Origin of the sequence: Tabrizicola sp. TH137 (genome assembly GCF_002855575.1) — a bacterium.
In the GTDB taxonomy this organism is placed as follows: Bacteria; Pseudomonadota; Alphaproteobacteria; order Rhodobacterales; family Rhodobacteraceae; genus Paragemmobacter.
Genome location: NZ_PKRQ01000002.1, coordinates 162419 through 178327, shown reverse-complemented (window position 1 = coordinate 178327; position 15909 = coordinate 162419). Strand labels below are relative to the sequence as shown.

The 15909-nt window shown below is 67.9% G+C and carries 16 protein-coding genes and 1 tRNA gene; 12 read left to right on the top strand and 5 right to left on the bottom strand.

Going from position 1 to position 15909, the window contains the following annotated elements; genetic code table 11:
- The first annotated feature begins 12 nt into the window (after positions 1–12).
- Complete coding sequence (locus tag C0V75_RS06245) at positions 13–774, top strand: IclR family transcriptional regulator (RefSeq protein ID WP_101920063.1); 762 nt, start codon at positions 13–15, stop codon at positions 772–774.
- A gap of 92 nt (positions 775–866) precedes the next feature.
- Here the strand turns inward: C0V75_RS06245 and C0V75_RS06240 are convergent.
- From C0V75_RS06240 to pdxH, 4 genes are all read right to left on the bottom strand, one after another.
- Positions 867–943: transfer RNA gene (locus C0V75_RS06240), tRNA-Pro, on the bottom strand.
- 49 nt (positions 944–992) lie between these two features.
- Positions 993–1481, bottom strand: coding sequence for a DUF192 domain-containing protein (locus C0V75_RS06235; RefSeq protein ID WP_371410667.1), 489 nt, complete (start codon positions 1479–1481; stop codon positions 993–995).
- On the bottom strand, positions 1451–1984 hold the full coding sequence (locus tag C0V75_RS06230) for a cold-shock protein (protein ID WP_101920062.1): 534 nt from the start codon (positions 1982–1984) through the stop codon (positions 1451–1453). The genes C0V75_RS06235 and C0V75_RS06230 overlap by 31 nt, the downstream gene beginning before the upstream one ends.
- A 114-nt stretch (positions 1985–2098) precedes the next feature.
- Positions 2099–2701 (bottom strand): pyridoxamine 5'-phosphate oxidase, encoded by a 603-nt coding sequence (gene pdxH, locus C0V75_RS06225; RefSeq protein WP_101920061.1) that lies wholly within the window; start codon positions 2699–2701, stop codon positions 2099–2101.
- Between the two features lie 112 nt (positions 2702–2813).
- Here pdxH and fabI point away from each other — a divergent pair, with 112 nt between their 5' ends.
- From fabI to trpE, 6 genes are all read left to right on the top strand, one after another.
- Entirely contained in the window at positions 2814–3641 is an 828-nt protein-coding gene (gene fabI, locus C0V75_RS06220) for an enoyl-ACP reductase FabI (protein WP_101920060.1), read from the top strand.
- Positions 3638–4252, top strand: a complete 615-nt coding sequence (locus C0V75_RS06215; protein ID WP_101920059.1) for a LysE family translocator — start codon at positions 3638–3640, stop codon at positions 4250–4252. Before fabI ends, C0V75_RS06215 begins: the two co-directional genes overlap by 4 nt.
- A gap of 13 nt (positions 4253–4265) precedes the next feature.
- Positions 4266–4790, top strand: coding sequence for a xanthine phosphoribosyltransferase (gene gpt / locus C0V75_RS06210; RefSeq protein WP_101920058.1), 525 nt, complete (start codon positions 4266–4268; stop codon positions 4788–4790).
- A 264-nt stretch (positions 4791–5054) separates the two neighbouring features.
- Positions 5055–6233 carry an aminotransferase gene (locus C0V75_RS06205; RefSeq protein ID WP_101920057.1) on the top strand — a complete coding sequence of 393 codons (1179 nt, stop codon included), beginning with the start codon at positions 5055–5057 and terminating at the stop codon, positions 6231–6233.
- A 72-nt stretch (positions 6234–6305) separates the two neighbouring features.
- Complete coding sequence (locus C0V75_RS06200) at positions 6306–8183, top strand: peptidylprolyl isomerase (protein WP_101920056.1); 1878 nt, start codon at positions 6306–6308, stop codon at positions 8181–8183.
- Positions 8184–8193: 10 nt separating this feature from the next.
- On the top strand, positions 8194–9702 hold the full coding sequence (gene trpE / locus C0V75_RS06195; protein WP_101920055.1) for an anthranilate synthase component I: 1509 nt from the start codon (positions 8194–8196) through the stop codon (positions 9700–9702).
- 466 nt (positions 9703–10168) lie between these two features.
- Here trpE and C0V75_RS06190 read toward each other — a convergent pair whose 3' ends face one another.
- Positions 10169–11635: a divergent polysaccharide deacetylase family protein gene (locus C0V75_RS06190; RefSeq protein ID WP_101920724.1), complete on the bottom strand. Its 1467-nt coding sequence runs from the start codon at positions 11633–11635 to the stop codon at positions 10169–10171.
- A 136-nt stretch (positions 11636–11771) separates the two neighbouring features.
- Between C0V75_RS06190 and C0V75_RS06185 the strand changes: the two genes are divergently transcribed.
- The 5 genes from C0V75_RS06185 to glp are packed head-to-tail and all read left to right on the top strand — an operon-like array spanning position 11772 to position 15895.
- Positions 11772–12362, top strand: coding sequence for an aminodeoxychorismate/anthranilate synthase component II (locus C0V75_RS06185; protein ID WP_101920054.1), 591 nt, complete (start codon positions 11772–11774; stop codon positions 12360–12362).
- Positions 12359–13375, top strand: a complete 1017-nt coding sequence (gene trpD / locus C0V75_RS06180; protein ID WP_101920053.1) for an anthranilate phosphoribosyltransferase — start codon at positions 12359–12361, stop codon at positions 13373–13375. The genes C0V75_RS06185 and trpD overlap by 4 nt, the downstream gene beginning before the upstream one ends.
- Before the next feature lie 50 nt (positions 13376–13425).
- Positions 13426–14232, top strand: coding sequence for an indole-3-glycerol phosphate synthase TrpC (gene trpC / locus C0V75_RS06175; protein ID WP_101920052.1), 807 nt, complete (start codon positions 13426–13428; stop codon positions 14230–14232).
- Positions 14233–14237: 5 nt separating this feature from the next.
- Complete coding sequence (gene moaC, locus C0V75_RS06170; RefSeq protein WP_101920051.1) at positions 14238–14720, top strand: cyclic pyranopterin monophosphate synthase MoaC; 483 nt, start codon at positions 14238–14240, stop codon at positions 14718–14720.
- Positions 14717–15895: a gephyrin-like molybdotransferase Glp gene (gene glp, locus C0V75_RS06165; protein WP_101920050.1), complete on the top strand. Its 1179-nt coding sequence runs from the start codon at positions 14717–14719 to the stop codon at positions 15893–15895. The genes moaC and glp overlap by 4 nt, the downstream gene beginning before the upstream one ends.
- Positions 15896–15909 lie beyond the last annotated feature (14 nt).

Sequence of the window (15909 nt, the reverse complement as noted above, 5' to 3'; positions counted from 1 at the left end):
AAAAGGCAGGCCATGCCGATCACCGACCGCGACACCATGACCGGCCTCGCCAAGGGCCTTGCCGTGATCGAAAGCTTCAGCCTCGATCACCCGCGCCAGTCGATCACCGAAGTCGCCGCCGCAACCGGCCTTGACCGCGCCACCGCGCGCCGCTGCCTGCTGACGTTGGCCCATCACGGCTATGCCGACTGGGACGGCAAGTTCTTCACCCTCACCCCGCGCATCCTGCGCCTCGGCACCGCCTGTCTCGCCTCCATGCCGCTGCCGCAGATCGTCCAGCCCGCGCTTGATGCCCTGTCGGAAGAGATCGGCGAAAGCACCTCCGTCTCCATCCTCGACGGGGCGGAAATCGTCTATGTCGCCCGCGCGGCCCAGCGCAGGATCATGTCCATCGCGCTCATGCCCGGCTCGCGTCTGCCCGCCTATTGCACCAGCATGGGCCGCGTCCTGCTCGCCGCGCTCCCGGAACCGGAGATGCGGCGCATCCTCGGCCCGCATCCTTTGCCGGCCCGCACCCCCCGGACACTCACCGATCCCGACCGCATCGCCGACTGCATCGCCACCGTCCGCCTTCAGGGCCATGCCCTGATCGACCAGGAGGTGGAGCTTGGCCTCCGCTCCCTCGCCGTGCCGCTGCTGAATGCGCGGGGCAAGGTGGTGGCCGCGCTGAATGTCGGCACTGCCGCCACTGCCATGACGGTGGACGACCTCGCCGACCGTTTCCTCGACAGGCTTCTGTCGGTCCGCGACCGGCTGCGCGGCATGATCGCCTGACCGCCAGCCCCGAGGCCCGCGCCACCCCGGCCATGCGCTCAGGGAAACAGAGGCCGCTTCGGACCGCAGGGCGTCGCTGCTAAAGGGAAAACTGGTCGGGGCGATAGGATTCGAACCTACGACCTACGGTACCCAAAACCGTCGCGCTACCAGACTGCGCCACGCCCCGAACGCGCCCTCCATACCCGCTCCGTCCGGGGATGGAAAGCCGGGAAGCGTCACTCGCAGGGCCAGGCCGCCGTTTCCTGCGGGATCGCGGGATGGCGCAGTTCCGCCCCCGCCGCTATGCCCATGCGCGCCGCCAGCCCGCCGTTGATTTCCAGAACAAAGCGCACCGCATCGCCGCCGTCGATCGGCGTCGTGTCATGGGGAACCGCATTCTCATGCACCCGCGTCACGCGCCCCGTCTCGTCGGCAAAGATCATGTCCAGCGGGATCAGCGTGTTCTTCATCCAGAACGAGGCCCGCTGCGGCGCCTCATAGACAAAGAGCATCCCTGCCGAGGCGGGCATCGACTCGCGGAACATCAGCCCCTGCGCCCGCTCCGCCCCGTCATCCGCAACATCCACGGTAAAGCGCGCCATGCCCGCCGGGCCGCGCACTTCCACCGTCTCCGGCGCGCAAGCCGCCGCGGCCAGCCCCGGCAGCAGCACCGCCAGCGCGCTCAGCGCCGCAATCAGCCCGTTTGACGCGTTGCCGCTTCCCAAGACACCACCTGAACCGCCATCCGTCCCCGCTTGCCCTCGACGATGCGCAGGCAGATCGCCTCGCCCGCCTGAAGGTCGGCAAAGCCGGACACACGCAACACCTCGATATGAATGAACACGTCCTCGGGCCGACCGAAGACATTGGCAAAGCCAAAGCCCTTCGCCTTGTCGAACCATTTCACCCGCGCCGGTTCCAGCGGCAGTTGCGCGATCTCCTCGGGGTCGGCGGGCGCGCTTTCATCACCCAGCGGGAAGCTCATTCCCTGCGGCGGCTCGATGCTCAGCACCTCCACCGCCTGCACGCCCCGCTGCGTCATCTGCACCTTCACCGAAATCACCGCACCATCCGCAACCGAGTTCTGCCCGTAATTCCGCAGCACATTGGCATGCAGCAGGATATCGGCCCCTCCCTCGTCGGCGACGATGAACCCGAATCCCTTGCCGGGATCGAACCACTTTACACGGCCATGCACTTCATGCACCGGCCTATCATTCTCTGTCATTTTGAGAGCCGTTCCCCAGAGTTAGCCCTTCACAAGTCATGCCGTGAATGTGGCACTCGTTTCAAGAGGCAAATTTTAACCTCTCTAAAGAGTTTCATTCACGAAGCGCGAATTTCACGGGTTCAATCTTGTCACCGTCCAGTCTGCCTGAACCGAGTCCCGCGTCCAGCGAAATCGGTCATGCAGGCGGAAAGCCCCATCCGCCCAGAACTCGATCTCGACCGGCCGGATGCGGATGCCGCCCCAGAAGGGCGGCCGCGCCGGGTTCGGCCCCTGCTGCACCGTGACCTTCGCCACCTCTGCCATCAGCGTCGCCCGCCCGTCCAGCGGCTCCGACTGGCGCGAGGCCCAGGCCCCCAGCCGGCTCTTCAGGCTGCGGCTGGCGTAATAGGCATCCGCCGCCGGCCCCTCCTCGCGCTCCGTCACGCCCCGCACCCGGATCTGCCGCCGCAGGCTCTTCCAGTGCAGCACGAAGGCCGCCTTGCCGCTGGCCGCGATCTCCTGCCCCTTCTTCGATCCGTAATTCGTGTAAAAGACGAAGGCATCCGCCTCGATATCCTTCAACAGCACCATCCGCACATTCGGCATCCCCGCCGCATCCACCGTGGCCAACGCGATGGCATTGGGGTCGTTCGGCTCCACCGGCTCCGCCTCTGCCAGCCAGGCCCGCGCGATCGAGAACGGGTCATCCCCGGCGAATATTCCACTTCTGTCCATCACAAGTCCCTGAAAGCCTTCCTGCGACGCCGCGCCACGGGCCACCCTTGAAGCAGCCCCGATGATCGCCTACACGTCAACCTCGACACAAAGGGTGGGCGAGGGACAGGCAATGTCAACCGGACTTATGGCAGGAAAGCGCGGCCTCATCATGGGGCTCGCCAATGACAAATCCATCGCCTGGGGCATCGCCAAGACACTCGCCGACCATGGCGCGCAGATGGCCTTCTCCTACCAGGGCGAGGCGCTGAAAAAGCGTGTCGAACCGCTGGCCGCCTCCATCGGCACGCCGCTCCTCTTCGAATGCGACGTCGCCTCGGAAGAGTCGATGGATGCCCTCTTCGCCGGACTCAAGGCCGAATGGGGACAGATCGACTTTCTCGTTCATGCCATCGGCTTCTCCGACAAGAACGAACTCCGCGGCCGCTATGTCGATACGACCCGCGCCAACTTCCTGATGACGATGGATATTTCCGTCTATTCCTTCACCGCCGTCTGCCAGCGCGCGGCGGCGATGATGCCCGAAGGCGGCTCTCTCCTCACCCTCACCTATTACGGCGCCGAAAAGGTCATGCCGCATTACAACGTGATGGGTCTGGCCAAGGCCGCGCTGGAATCCAGCGTCAAATACATCGCCGAAGACCTCGGCAAGGACGGCATCCGCGTGAACGCCATCTCCGCCGGTCCCATCAAGACGCTCGCCGCCTCCGGCATCGGCGATTTCCGCTACATCATGAAGTGGAACGAATTGAACTCCCCCCTGCGCCGGAATGTCACGCAGGAAGAGGTGGGCAAGGCCGCGCTCTACCTCCTCTCCGACCTCGGATCGGGCACCACGGGCGAAAACCTGCATGTCGATGCTGGCTATCACGTTGTCGGCATGAAGGCGGTGGACGCCCCCGATATCGACGCGGTGACGGGCCGGAACGGCAAGGAATGACCCTCGCGGCCTTCCTCGCCTTCGCGGGCCTCGTGATCTTCGCCGCCGTCTCGCCCGGCCCCGCCGTGCTGATGTCCGCCCGCACCGGCCTGACCGAAGGCTTCCGCACGGGGCTGATGCTGGCCATGGGCATCGGCGCAGGGGCGGTGGTCTGGGCCTCGGCGGCGATGTTCGGCCTCAACCTTCTCTTCGCCGCCGCCCCCGCCCTGCTCTGGGCGCTCAAACTGGGCGGCGCGGCCTATCTGATCTGGATGGCCGTTGGCCTCTGGCGCGATGCCAAGACCCCGCTCATCACCGAAGACAGCCGCCCCCTGCCCCGTTCCGCCCTCTCGGCCTTCCGGCTCGGCCTCTTCACGCAACTGGCGAACCCCAAGCCCGCCGTGATGTTTTCCGCCATCTTCCTCGGCACCGTGCCGCAAGGCACGCCGCTCTGGGTCTATCTGGCGCTGCTCGCCCTGATCTTCACGGCGGAAACGCTCTGGAACAGCCTCGTCGCCCGCATCTTCAGCCTCGATCGCACCCGCGCCCGCTATATCAGCCTCAAAACCCTGATCGACCGCAGCTTCGGCGGCCTGCTCGCCCTGCTGGGGATCAAGATCGCCGCCACCTGAAAGGGAGTTGCCCATGTCTGCCGAACGCCTGCCGCATGAAAAGGGCTTCCATGTCAGTTGGGACCAGATCCACCGGGACGCCCGCGCGCTGGCCTGGCGGCTGGATGGCAAGGGGCCGGGCGAGGGCGGCACCTGGAAGGCCGTGGTCGGCATCACGCGCGGCGGCCTCGTCCCCGCGATGATCGTCAGCCGCGAACTGGATATCCGCGTCGTCGATACGATCAGCGTCAAATCCTACCACTCCGGCGGCGGCGCGCAGGACCAGCGGCGCGAGGCGCAGATCGTGAAGGCCCCGCAGGCCGAACTGATGGGCGACGGGTCGGGCATCCTGATCGTCGATGACCTCGTCGATAGCGGACGGACCCTGGAACTGATCCGCAGCCTTTATCCCAAGGCGCATTGCGCCACCGTCTATGCCAAGCCCCACGGCAAGCCGCAGGTCGATACCTATGTGACCGAGGTCAGCCAGGACACCTGGATCTTCTTCCCCTGGGACATGGCGCTGCAATACGTCCAACCCTTCCGCGGCACCGACTAGGCGTTTTCTGACGCAGAAAACGCGGCGGAATTTGACGCAAATTCCGCCCCCCTCCTGCTGCACCCTGAACCTACCGTTTTCCCCCCGCTTTCTGCGTCAGAAAGCGTCACGAAATCTGCGCCAGATTTCGCCCTCCACCACCTGCCATTCCGCACATCCCCGCCCGCCACCCTGTCGCAAACGATGCGGTCCTTGCGCAAATTGACCGTCGCAGCCCGCCATTTCCGCCCCTAGACTGCGCCCGAACCGCCAACGGAGCCTGCAATGACCCTGCCCCTGAATCCCGCCATGGCCGCCACCTTCCCGCCCCCGGTGATGGAGGCCCGCCGCTGGCTTCAGGGCGCGACCTTCCCGCCCGACCGCCCACTGATCAATGTCAGCCAGGCCGCCCCCGTCGATCCGCCCCCCCTCGGCCTGCGGCAGGCACTGGCCGATGCCGCGCTCACCAATGACGCCGCCCATCTCTATGGCCCCGTCCTCGGCCTGCCCGACCTGCGGGCCGAGATTGCGGCGCAATGGTCCGCCGCCTATGGCGGCAGCATAAGCCCCGATCACACCGCCATCACCCAGGGCTGCAACCAGGCCTTCACCGCCGTCATGTCCACCCTCGCAGGCCACGGGGATGAGGTGATCCTGCCGACCCCGTGGTATTTCAACCACAAGATGTGGCTCGACATGCAGGGGGTCAAAGCCGTGCCCCTGCCCGCAGGCCCCGGCCTCATCCCCGAGGCCGAAGCCGCCGCCCGCCTCATCACCCCCCGCACCCGCGCCCTCGTGCTGGTCAGCCCGAACAATCCCGGCGGGGTGGAATATCCGGCGGAAACTCTGGCCGCCTTCCGCGACCTCGCCCGCGCTCACAACCTCGCCCTGATCGTCGATGAAACCTATCGCGACTTCGACGCGCGCACGGGCCGCCCGCATGATCTCTTCACCGATCCCGACTGGGACGACACGCTCATCCAGCTCTACAGCTTTTCCAAGGCCTACCGCCTGACCGGCCATCGCGTCGGCGCCATCATCGCCTCTCCCGCCCGTCTGGCCGAGGTGGAGAAATTCCTCGACACCGTCGCCATCTGCCCCAGCCAACTGGGCCAGATCGGCGCGCTCTGGGGGATGCGCAACCTCGCGCAATGGGTGGCGGGGGAACGCGACGAAATCCTCGCCCGCCGCGCCGCCATGACCACGGGCTTCGCCGCCCTCCCCGACTGGAAACTCCTCGGCTGCGGCGCCTATTTCGCCTATGTCGAACACCCCTATCCCATGCCCTCCGACGAACTGGCCCGCCGCCTCGTGCACGAGGCCTCCCTCCTCATGCTCCCCGGCACCATGTTCCAGCCCGACAGCCATCCCGAAGGCGCCCGCCAGCTTCGCATCGCCTTCGCCAATATCGACAGCACGGGCATCGCGGAAATGTTCAATCGCCTCGCGGCGCTGCGCCTCTAGCCCCGCTTGCCCCCCGCGCCCTGACCCACTAGACAGTCTGCGACACATTCCCAGCCCGGACAGGCGCGCCCCATGGCCAAGAAGACGACCGAGACCGAAGACCAGCCCCGCAAGAAGAAGGGCCTCGGCAGCTATGTCGTCTGGGTGCTGCTCGTCTTCGTCATGCTGGGCCTCGGCGGCTTCGGCGTCACCAATTTCGGCGGCGGCGTCACCACCCTCGGCCGCGTCGGCGACCGCGAGATCGAGGTGAACGACTACGCCCGCGCGCTCCAGCAGGAACTCAACGCCCTCTCGGCGCAGGTGGGCCAGCCCATCCCCTTCTCGCAGGCCCAGGCCTTCGGGCTCGACACCCAGGTCCTCCAGACCGTCATCACCCGCGCCGCGCTCGACAACGAAGCCGCGCGCATCGGCATCTCGGTGGGCGATGCCACCGTGGCGGGCGAGATCACCCAGATGGGCGCCTTCCAGGGCACCGCCGGCAGCTTCGACCGCGAGGCCTATCGCTTCACCCTCGAACGCAACGACCTGACCGAGGCGCAGTTCGAACGCTCCATCCGCGAGGATGTCGCCCGCTCCATCCTGCAAGGGGCCGTGGTCGGCGGCTTCGCCGCGCCCGCCGCCCTGACCGATACGCTGACGGCCTATGCCGGCGAACGCCGCGGCTTCTCGCTCCTGACCCTGACCGAAGCCGATCTGCCCACCCCCCTCGCCGATCCGACCGAGGCCGATCTGCAAGCCTTCTACGACGCCAACATCGCCCGCTTCACCCGACCCGAGGCCAAGCGCATCACCTATGTCGCGCTCCTGCCCGAAACCCTCGCCCCGACGATGGAGGTGGACGAAACCGCCCTGCGCGACCTCTATGACCAGCGCATCGACGAATTCATGATCCCCGAAAAGCGCCTTGTCGAACGGCTCGTCTATCCGACCGAGGCCGAGGCGCAGGCCGCCCGCGCCCGCCTTGACGCAGGCGAGGTGACCTTCGACGACCTCGTCGCAGAACGCGGCCTGACGCTGGATGCGATCGACCTCGGCGATGTCTCCCGGGCCGATCTCGGCACGGCGGGCGAAGCCGTCTTCGCCCTCACCGAACCCGGCGTTGCGGGGCCTGTCATGTCGGATCTCGGCCCCGCGCTCTTCCGCATGAATGCCATCCTTTCCGCCCAGGAAACCACCTTCGACGAGGCCCGCGAAAGCCTTTCGGCCGAAATGCGGGTGGATGCCGCCCGCCGCGCCATCGGGGCGCGGATCGACGAGATCGACGATCTTCTCGCCTCCGGCGCCGATCTGGAAGAGGTCGCGCAGGATGCGGGGATGGAACTTGCCACCCTCGACTACATCCCCGGCCAGTCGAATGAGGGCATCGCCGCCTATCCCGATTTCCGCGAGGCCGCCGAGGCGCTTCAGGAAGGCGACTTCCCCGAGGCGATCCAGCTTGACGATGGCGCCCTCGTCGCCCTGCGTCTCGACGAGATCGTCCCCCCCACCCCCATCCCGCTGGACGAAGCCCGCGACGCCGTGACCGAAGGCTGGCGCACCGAGGCGCTGCAAGCCGCCCTCGCCACCCGCGCCGAGGCGGTAAAGGCCGAAGTGGCGGCCGGCGCCTCGCTGGGCAGTTTCGGCATCGTCACCGTGGGCCGCGACATCACCCGCGACGGCTTTGTCGAGGATGCGCCGCCCGCCCTGCTCGACACGCTCTTCCGCATGACCGAAGGCGATCTGCAACTGGTGCAGGCCGACGGCTTCACCGGCCTGCTCCGGCTCGATGCGATCCGCCCCGCCGAAACCGAAGGCGAAGACGCCATCGCATTGCGCGAGGCCATCTCCATCCGCGCCCAGCAGACACTGGCGCAGGACGCCTTCCAGCTCTTCACCAATGCCCTGTCGAACGAGGCCGGCATCCAGATCGACCAGACCGCCGTCAACGCGGTCCATGCCCAGTTCAACTGAAGACCCGGCGATGAAACTGGAACCCTCCTTCGAGGCATTCGAAAAAGGCTGGGCCGAAGGGCGCAACCAGCTTGTCCATGCCCGTATCGCCGCCGATCTCGATACGCCCGTCTCGCTCATGCTGAAACTGGCCGAGGCGCGCGCCGATACTTTCATGCTGGAAAGCGTGACAGGGGGCGAGGTGCGCGGCCGCTATTCCGTGGTCGGCATGAAGCCCGATCTGATCTGGCAATGCCACGGGCAGCAAAGCCGCATCAACCGCGAGGCCCGCTTCGACCCGGCCGCTTTCACCCCTCTCGATGGTCACCCGCTCGACACGCTGCGCGCGCTGATCGCGGAAAGCCGGATCGACCTGCCCGAAGGCCTGCCCGCCATCGCCTCGGGCCTTTTCGGCTATCTCGGCTATGACATGATCCGTCTGGTGGAACACCTGCCCGATGTGAACCCCGATCCGCTCGGCCTGCCCGATGCGGTGCTGATGCGCCCCTCCGTCGTGGCGGTGCTGGACGGGGTGAAGGGCGACGTGACCGTGGTCGCCCCGGCCTGGGTCGCCTCCGGCCTCTCCGCCCGCGCCGCCTATGCCCAGGCCGCCGAACGGGTGATGGACGCGCTGCGCGATCTGGATCGCGCCCCCCCGGCCCAACGCGATTTCGGCGAGGCCGCGCCAGTGGGCGAGGCCGTGTCGAACTTCACCCATGAGGGCTACAAGGCCGCCGTGGAAAAGGCCAAGGATTACATCCGGGCGGGCGATATCTTCCAGGTCGTCCCTTCGCAACGCTGGGCGCAGCGCTTCGAATTGCCGCCCTTCGCCCTTTACCGGTCTTTGCGGCGCACCAACCCCTCGCCCTTCCTCTTCTTCTTCAACTTCGGCGGGTTTCAGGTGGTCGGGGCCAGCCCCGAGATCCTCGTCCGCCTGCGCGACGGCGAAGTGACGATCCGCCCCATCGCCGGCACCCGCAAGCGCGGCGCGACGCCGGAAGAGGACAAGGCGCTGGAGCTTGACCTTTTGTCGGACAAGAAGGAACTGGCCGAACATCTGATGCTGCTCGATCTCGGGCGCAATGATGTGGGCCGCGTGGCCAGGGTCGGCACGGTGAAGCCCACGGAACAGTTCATCATCGAACGCTATTCCCACGTCATGCACATCGTCTCGAACGTGGTGGGCCAGATCGCCGAAGGCGAGGATGCGCTTTCGGCCCTGCTGGCGGGTCTGCCCGCAGGCACGGTGTCGGGCGCGCCCAAGGTGCGGGCGATGGAAATCATCGACGAGCTGGAACCCGAAAAGCGCGGCGTCTATGGCGGCGGCGTGGGCTATTTCGCCTGCAATGGCGAGATGGATTTCTGCATCGCCCTGCGCACCGCCGTCCTCAAGGACGAGACGCTTTATATCCAGGCCGGCGGCGGCGTGGTCTATGACAGCGACCCCGAGGCGGAATATCAGGAGACGGTGAACAAGTCCCGCGCCCTGCGCCGCGCGGCCGAGGATGCAGGCCTTTTCGCCCGGCGCGGCAACGGCTGACCCGGGGACCGGCGTCGCAAGGGGGGCTGTCTGCCCCCCTCGTCGCTGCGCTCCTCACCCCCCGAGGATATTTTTCGACAGAAAGTGACAGGGCCCGTCATGCGGAACACCCCGCCCGATGCAGCCGGACGGGGTGCCACTTCCTGTCACGGTCATCGGGATCCCTCCCTGTACCGCAGGGCCATCCTCCCCTTGGCGGGTTAAGGAAGCGTGAAGACAGCAGAGGGGAGCGGATGGGTCGGGAGGCCGGAGATGGGGTTGGGAAACCCCTCTGGGGGGGGGCGTTAACCTTAATGCGGGATGAACCGGCGGCTGTCGGCCAGAGGGAAGTTTCAGGCCCCTCCCCCCCGCGTTTACCTTAACGGGGGATGAGCGTACGCTGCGTGGCCACAGTTTGCGGCACAGAATGCGGCACAGGATGCGGCACGGCGGTTTTCGCCTCGCCGGCCAGGTAAATCCAGCGTTCTCAGTTGTTTGCGGGCCGATCCAGCACCGCGCTCACCGGCGCCAGCGCCACACTCGCCCCCCGCCCCTCCACCGTCCATTCCAGGATCGCCGCCACCGTCTCCGGCCTTGCCCGGCCGATCACCACGACCCGCCCCTCCTGCGCCGCCTTGAAGGCCGCACGATCCAGGTAGTTGCGCATCTTGGGGACGGATTCCCCTTCGGAATCAAGGACCCGGAAGATCACCGCCGCCGGCACGCCCTCGCGCCGCGCCACCTGATCCGCGGGGTTCAGGCCCCGGTCATAGGTGACCAGCCCCCGCCCCTGTGCGGCCACGATCGGCACCGCCTGCCGCGCCAGCACCAGATCGTCCTGGAACCCGCCCAGAGGCGCATCGACCACCGCCACCGCCTCGGGCAGGGCCAGGTCCAGCGCCTGGAAGCTCTGCTCCATATCCGCCGCCGTCGCCCCCGCCGGAAGGCCTGTCGCCAGCATCGCCACCTCCTGCCCGGCATCCCGGTAAACCCTTGCAGCCGCAGCAGTTTCCGGCTTCAGCGGATCAAGGACGAAGGTCACCGGGAAGGGCAGTTCCGCCAGTTCCGCCCGCAGCGCCGGATCGGCCCCCTCGTCGATCAGGAGCAGCGCGAAAAGCGGCTTGCCCTCCGGATTGTCAAAGGCGCGGGCAAACAGTTCCAGCGGCGTTGTCCCCTGTTCGGCGATCTCTGCCTCCGCCTCGGGCGCGGTCTCCGGCGCATCGCCGATCCGGGGCAGCCGGTCGGTCGTCACCCCTTCCGCATTCCCCTGAATCGTGCCTTCGGGCGGCAGTTGCGCCTGCCCCTCCGCCCCGTCCGGCGCATCGGGAACGATCATCAGCGGCGGCAGCTCCGCCTCCGGTTCCGGGGCGGGGCTGAGCAGGGCCTCTTCCTGCGGGGCCGGGGCAGCGGCGGGCGGGGCTTCCGCCGGGGCCGGGGCCGCCTCGCCCATCGGCACCAAGGGCGGCGCCGGAAGCGGGGCCGGGCTCGGCTCGGCCGTCGGCTCGGGCACGGTGGCCGAGGGCGCGGCCGTCTCGGGCTGCGCGGGGGCCGAAGGCGCAGTCGTGGAGGGAGTCGGAACCGCATCGGCGGACGGCGTCGCAGCCGGGGCCGTCGGCGCGGCCGCGATGATTTCCACTGGTGGCTCAACGGCTTGCGCCTCGGCCGCTGGCGGCGCATCGGTTTCTGCGGCGCTGCCATCCTGCGGCGCGGCTTCGGCCTCTTCCGGGCCGGGCTCTGCCTCTGCGGCGGGCTCCGGTCCCTTCTGAAGGATTTCCGGCTTCTCCTCCGGTTCCGCCACCTCGGGCACGGCCACCGCCTCGGGTGCAGCCTCAGCAGCATCCGGCGGGATATCGCCCGCCGCCTGCGGCAGAGGTGCCACCTGAGACATCACGGCGAGGCCCGCCGCCGCCACCACGCCCCCCCAGATCACGCCCGTCACGAAGCCCCGGATCACCGCCTGCACTCCTCTTCCCTGCGGCCCTTTGCGGGCCTTGGGGGTGCCAGTATCACTTGACGCCCCTCTTGCGCTCGGCCCATGTATAGCCCGACCCTTTCGCGGGTTCATCCCCTATCCGGCAAGGCCCTGCAAGATGCTGCTTCTGATCGACAACTATGACAGCTTCACCTACAACCTCGTCCATTATCTGGGCGAGTTGGGGGCCGAGGTCGTCGTGAAGCGCAACGATGCGCTGGACGTGCAGGCCGTGCTGGCCCTGCGGCCCGAGGCCATCGTCCTTTCCCCCGGCCCCTGCGACCCGGCACAGGCGGGCATCTGCCTGCCCCTGACGATGGCGGCGTCAGAGGCGCGCATCCCCCTCCTCGGCGTCTGCCTGGGCCATCAGACGATCGGCGAGGCCTTCGGCGGCAAGGTCATCCGCTGCCACGAAATCGTGCATGGCAAGATGGGCGCGATGCACCATGCGGGCAAAGGCGTCTTCCGCGGCCTGCCTTCGCCCTTCCTCGCCACCCGCTACCATTCGCTGATCGTGGACCGCGCCACCCTGCCCGATTGCCTTGACGTCACGGCCTGGCTGGAGGACGGCACCATCATGGGCCTGCGCCACAAGGACAGGCTGATCGAAGGCGTGCAGTTCCACCCGGAAAGCATCGCCTCGGAACACGGGCACCAGCTGCTGCGCAACTTCCTGGATGAGGCCAAGGCCGCCGCGGTGCCGGCATGAGCGACGCGCTCCGCCCCCTGATCGGCATCGCCGCCGAACGCGCCCTGACGCGGGCCGAGGCCCAGACGGCCTTCGAGGCGCTCTTCAACGGCGAGGGCACCCCCGCCCAGATGGGCGGCTTCCTGATGGCGCTGCGCACGCGGGGCGAGACGGTCGATGAATATGCCGCCGCCGCCAGCGTGATGCGGTCGAAATGCAACCGCGTCACCGCGCCCCCCGGCGCGATGGATATCGTCGGCACGGGCGGCGACGGGAAGGGCACGCTCAACATCTCCACGGCCGCGGCCTTTGTCGTGGCGGGGGCGGGCGTGCCGGTGGCCAAGCATGGCAACCGCAACCTGTCCTCCAAGTCGGGCTCTGCCGATGCGCTGACGGAACTGGGCCTCAACGTCATGGTCGGCCCCGATGTGGTGGAGCGTTGCCTCGCAGAGGCGGGCATCGGCTTCATGATGGCCCCCATGCACCACCCTGCCATGCGCCATGTCGGCCCGGTGCGGATGGAACTTGGCACCCGCACCATCTTCAACATCCTCGGCCCGCTCACCAACCCTGCCGGGGCCAAGCGGCAATTGACAGGGGCCTTTGCGCCGCGCCTCTTGCGCCCGATGGCCGAAACCCTGCTGGCGCTCGGCTCGGAACGCGCCTGGCTCGTGCATGGCGGGGACGGAACGGATGAGCTTTCCATCGCCGCCCGGTCGCAAGTCGTTGCGCTGGAAGGCGGCACGATCCGCGAATTCGAGATCGGGCCAGAGGATGCCGGGCTGCCCTATCACCCCTTCGAGTCCATTCTGGGCGGGACGCCGTCGGAAAACGCACAGGCCTTTCGGGCTCTGCTGGATGGGGAACGGGGCGCCTATCGTGACGCGGTCCTGCTCAACGCCGCCGCCGCGCTTGTGGTGGCGGACAAGGCCGCTACCCTGCGCGATGGCGTGGACAAGGCCGCCGCCGCCATCGACAGCGGCGCCGCCCGCGCCAAGGTGGCCGCTGTCGCCCGCATCACCACAGGGGGGTAAGTCCCCGCCGGGGCCTTCCCTTCCCACCCACCACCCGCTAGGGACATGGCATGAGCACCATTCTCGAACGCATCAAGGCCTACAAGCTGGAAGAAGTCGCCGCCCGCAAGGCGCAGCGCTCACTTGCCGATCTTGAAGAGGCCGCCAATGCCGCCCCCGCCCCGCGCGGCTTTGCCCGCGCTTTGACAGAGGCCGCTCAGACGGGATACGGCCTGATCGCCGAAATCAAGAAGGCAAGCCCCTCCAAGGGCCTGATCCGCCCCGATTTCGACCCGCCCGCCCTCGCCCGCGCCTATGAGGCCGGGGGGGCGACCTGCCTTTCCGTCCTCACCGACGGGCCAAGCTTCCAGGGGGATGACAGCTATCTCACCGCCGCGCATCAGGCGACGGATCTTCCCTGCCTGCGCAAGGATTTCATCTACGATCCCTACCAGATCGTTGAGGCGCGGGGGCTGCACGCCGATTGCATCCTTCTCATCATGGCCTCGCTGACCGACACGCAGGCGGCCGAACTGGAAGAGGCCGCCTTCGCCTGGGGCATGGATGTGCTGATCGAGGTGCATGACCGGGCCGAACTTGACCGGGCCGCCTTGCTGAAGTCGCCCCTGATCGGCATCAACAACCGCAATCTGCACACGTTCGAGGTCACGCTCGACACGACCCGCGATCTGGCCCGCCGCGTGCCGGAAGACCGTCTCATCATCTCGGAAAGCGGACTTTACACGCCCGACGATCTGGCCGATCTCGCCCGCTTCGGCGCGCGCTGCTTCCTCATCGGCGAAAGCCTGATGCGGCAAAAGGATGTGGAGGCCGCAACGCGCACCATCCTCTCCCGCCCCCTGACCGGCAGCAGGTAGGCCGCATGACCTCGCCCCTCACCCATTTCGACGACAAGGGCGATGCGCATATGGTCGATGTCTCGGCCAAGCCCGTGACCGACCGGACCGCAATTGCCGAGGGCCGCGTGGTGATGACGGCGGAAACGCTGGCCCTTGTCACCGAAGGCCGCGCGAAGAAGGGCGATGTGCTGGGCGTCGCGCGCCTTGCGGGCATCATGGGGGCCAAACGCACTGCCGACCTCATCCCGCTCTGCCACCCCCTGCCCATCACCAAGGTCGCGCTGGACCTGACGCCCGACCCCGGCCTTCCCGGCGTCATCGTCACCGCCACCGTCCGCACCAGCGGCCAGACGGGGGTAGAGATGGAGGCGCTCACCGCCGTCTCCATCGCCTGTCTGACGATTTACGACATGCTGAAGGCCGCCGAAAAGGGCATGCGGATCGAGGGCCTCCGCCTTCTGATGAAGGATGGCGGCAAGTCCGGCAGGTTCGAGGCCGCGCCATGATTTCCGTTGAAGAGGCGCTGGCGAAATGCTTCGCCCTCACCCGCCCGCTGGAGGCGGAAACCGTTGCCCTGCGCCATGCCGCGGGCCGCGTCCTTGCGCAGCCCGTCGCCGCCACCCGCGACCAGCCGCCCTTCCCCGCATCTGCCATGGATGGCTATGCCCTGCAAGGCGACCCGTCCCCCGGTGACAGCTTCGCCGTGATCGGCGAGGCGGGCGCTGGCCATGCCTGGACCGGAACCATCGCCCCCGGCCAGGCCGTCCGCATCTTCACCGGTGCCCCCATCCCCGATGGCGCGACCCGCGTCGTCATTCAGGAAGATGTCATCCGCGACGGTGACCACATCACGCTCCGCGAAGGGGCCGATGCCGCCACCCATATCCGCCCCGCCGGGCAGGATTTCCGCGCAGGCGCCACCGTCACCCCCCGCCGCCTGCGCCCCAACGACCTCGCCCTTCTCGCCGCGATGAACATCGCCGAGGTGCCGGTCACGCGCCGCCCCGTCGTCGCCATCATCCCCACGGGGGATGAGCTGGTGATGCCCGGCGAAACCCCGCGCGATGACCAGATCATCGCCTCGAACAGCTACACCCTCGCCGCGCTGGTGGAGGCCGAGGGGGCACAGGCCCGCCTCCTCCCCATCGCCCGCGACACGGAGGCGGAACTCTTCACCGTCCTCTCCCTCGCCGAAGGGGCCGATCTGGTGGTCACCATCGGCGGCGCCTCGGTCGGCGACCACGATCTCGTCGGCCGCGTGGCCGAAAGCATGGGGATGGAACGCGCCTTCTACAAGATCGCCATGCGCCCCGGCAAACCGCTGATGGCAGGCCGGTTGCGCGGCATCCCGATGCTGGGCCTGCCAGGCAATCCCGTCTCCTCCATCGTCTGCGGGCATCTGTTCCTGTTGCCGATGGTGCGCGCGCTGCTTGGCCTGGGGCAGACCCCGCCCGCCACAGCCCGCGCCACGCTTGGCGCCGATGTCGGCCCCACCGGTCCCCGCGCGCATTACATGCGCGCCCGCCTTGCCCCCGGCACGGGCCTGCCCCGCATCACGCCCTTCGACAGGCAGGACAGCGCCCTCATCACCATCCTGACCGAGGCGGATGCCCTCCTGATCCGCCCGCTGGGCGATGGCCCGCGCCCCGCAGGAACCGAGGTCGACTACATCCCCCTCTGACGCTGCCTGCCGTT

Excerpts from the sequence above, each read along its gene's own strand:
- C0V75_RS06245 (WP_101920063.1), top strand. The coding sequence starts at position 13 with ATGCCGATCACCGACCGCGACACCATGACCGGCCTCGCCAAGGGCCTT.
- C0V75_RS06230 (WP_101920062.1), bottom strand. The coding sequence starts at position 1,984 with ATGACAGAGAATGATAGGCCGGTGCATGAAGTGCATGGCCGTGTAAAG.
- pdxH (WP_101920061.1), bottom strand. The coding sequence starts at position 2,701 with ATGGACAGAAGTGGAATATTCGCCGGGGATGACCCGTTCTCGATCGCG.
- fabI (WP_101920060.1), top strand. The coding sequence starts at position 2,814 with ATGTCAACCGGACTTATGGCAGGAAAGCGCGGCCTCATCATGGGGCTC.
- C0V75_RS06215 (WP_101920059.1), top strand. The coding sequence starts at position 3,638 with ATGACCCTCGCGGCCTTCCTCGCCTTCGCGGGCCTCGTGATCTTCGCC.
- gpt (WP_101920058.1), top strand. The coding sequence starts at position 4,266 with ATGTCTGCCGAACGCCTGCCGCATGAAAAGGGCTTCCATGTCAGTTGG.
- C0V75_RS06205 (WP_101920057.1), top strand. The coding sequence starts at position 5,055 with ATGACCCTGCCCCTGAATCCCGCCATGGCCGCCACCTTCCCGCCCCCG.
- C0V75_RS06200 (WP_101920056.1), top strand. The coding sequence starts at position 6,306 with ATGGCCAAGAAGACGACCGAGACCGAAGACCAGCCCCGCAAGAAGAAG.
- trpE (WP_101920055.1), top strand. The coding sequence starts at position 8,194 with ATGAAACTGGAACCCTCCTTCGAGGCATTCGAAAAAGGCTGGGCCGAA.
- C0V75_RS06185 (WP_101920054.1), top strand. The coding sequence starts at position 11,772 with ATGCTGCTTCTGATCGACAACTATGACAGCTTCACCTACAACCTCGTC.
- trpD (WP_101920053.1), top strand. The coding sequence starts at position 12,359 with ATGAGCGACGCGCTCCGCCCCCTGATCGGCATCGCCGCCGAACGCGCC.
- trpC (WP_101920052.1), top strand. The coding sequence starts at position 13,426 with ATGAGCACCATTCTCGAACGCATCAAGGCCTACAAGCTGGAAGAAGTC.
- moaC (WP_101920051.1), top strand. The coding sequence starts at position 14,238 with ATGACCTCGCCCCTCACCCATTTCGACGACAAGGGCGATGCGCATATG.
- glp (WP_101920050.1), top strand. The coding sequence starts at position 14,717 with ATGATTTCCGTTGAAGAGGCGCTGGCGAAATGCTTCGCCCTCACCCGC.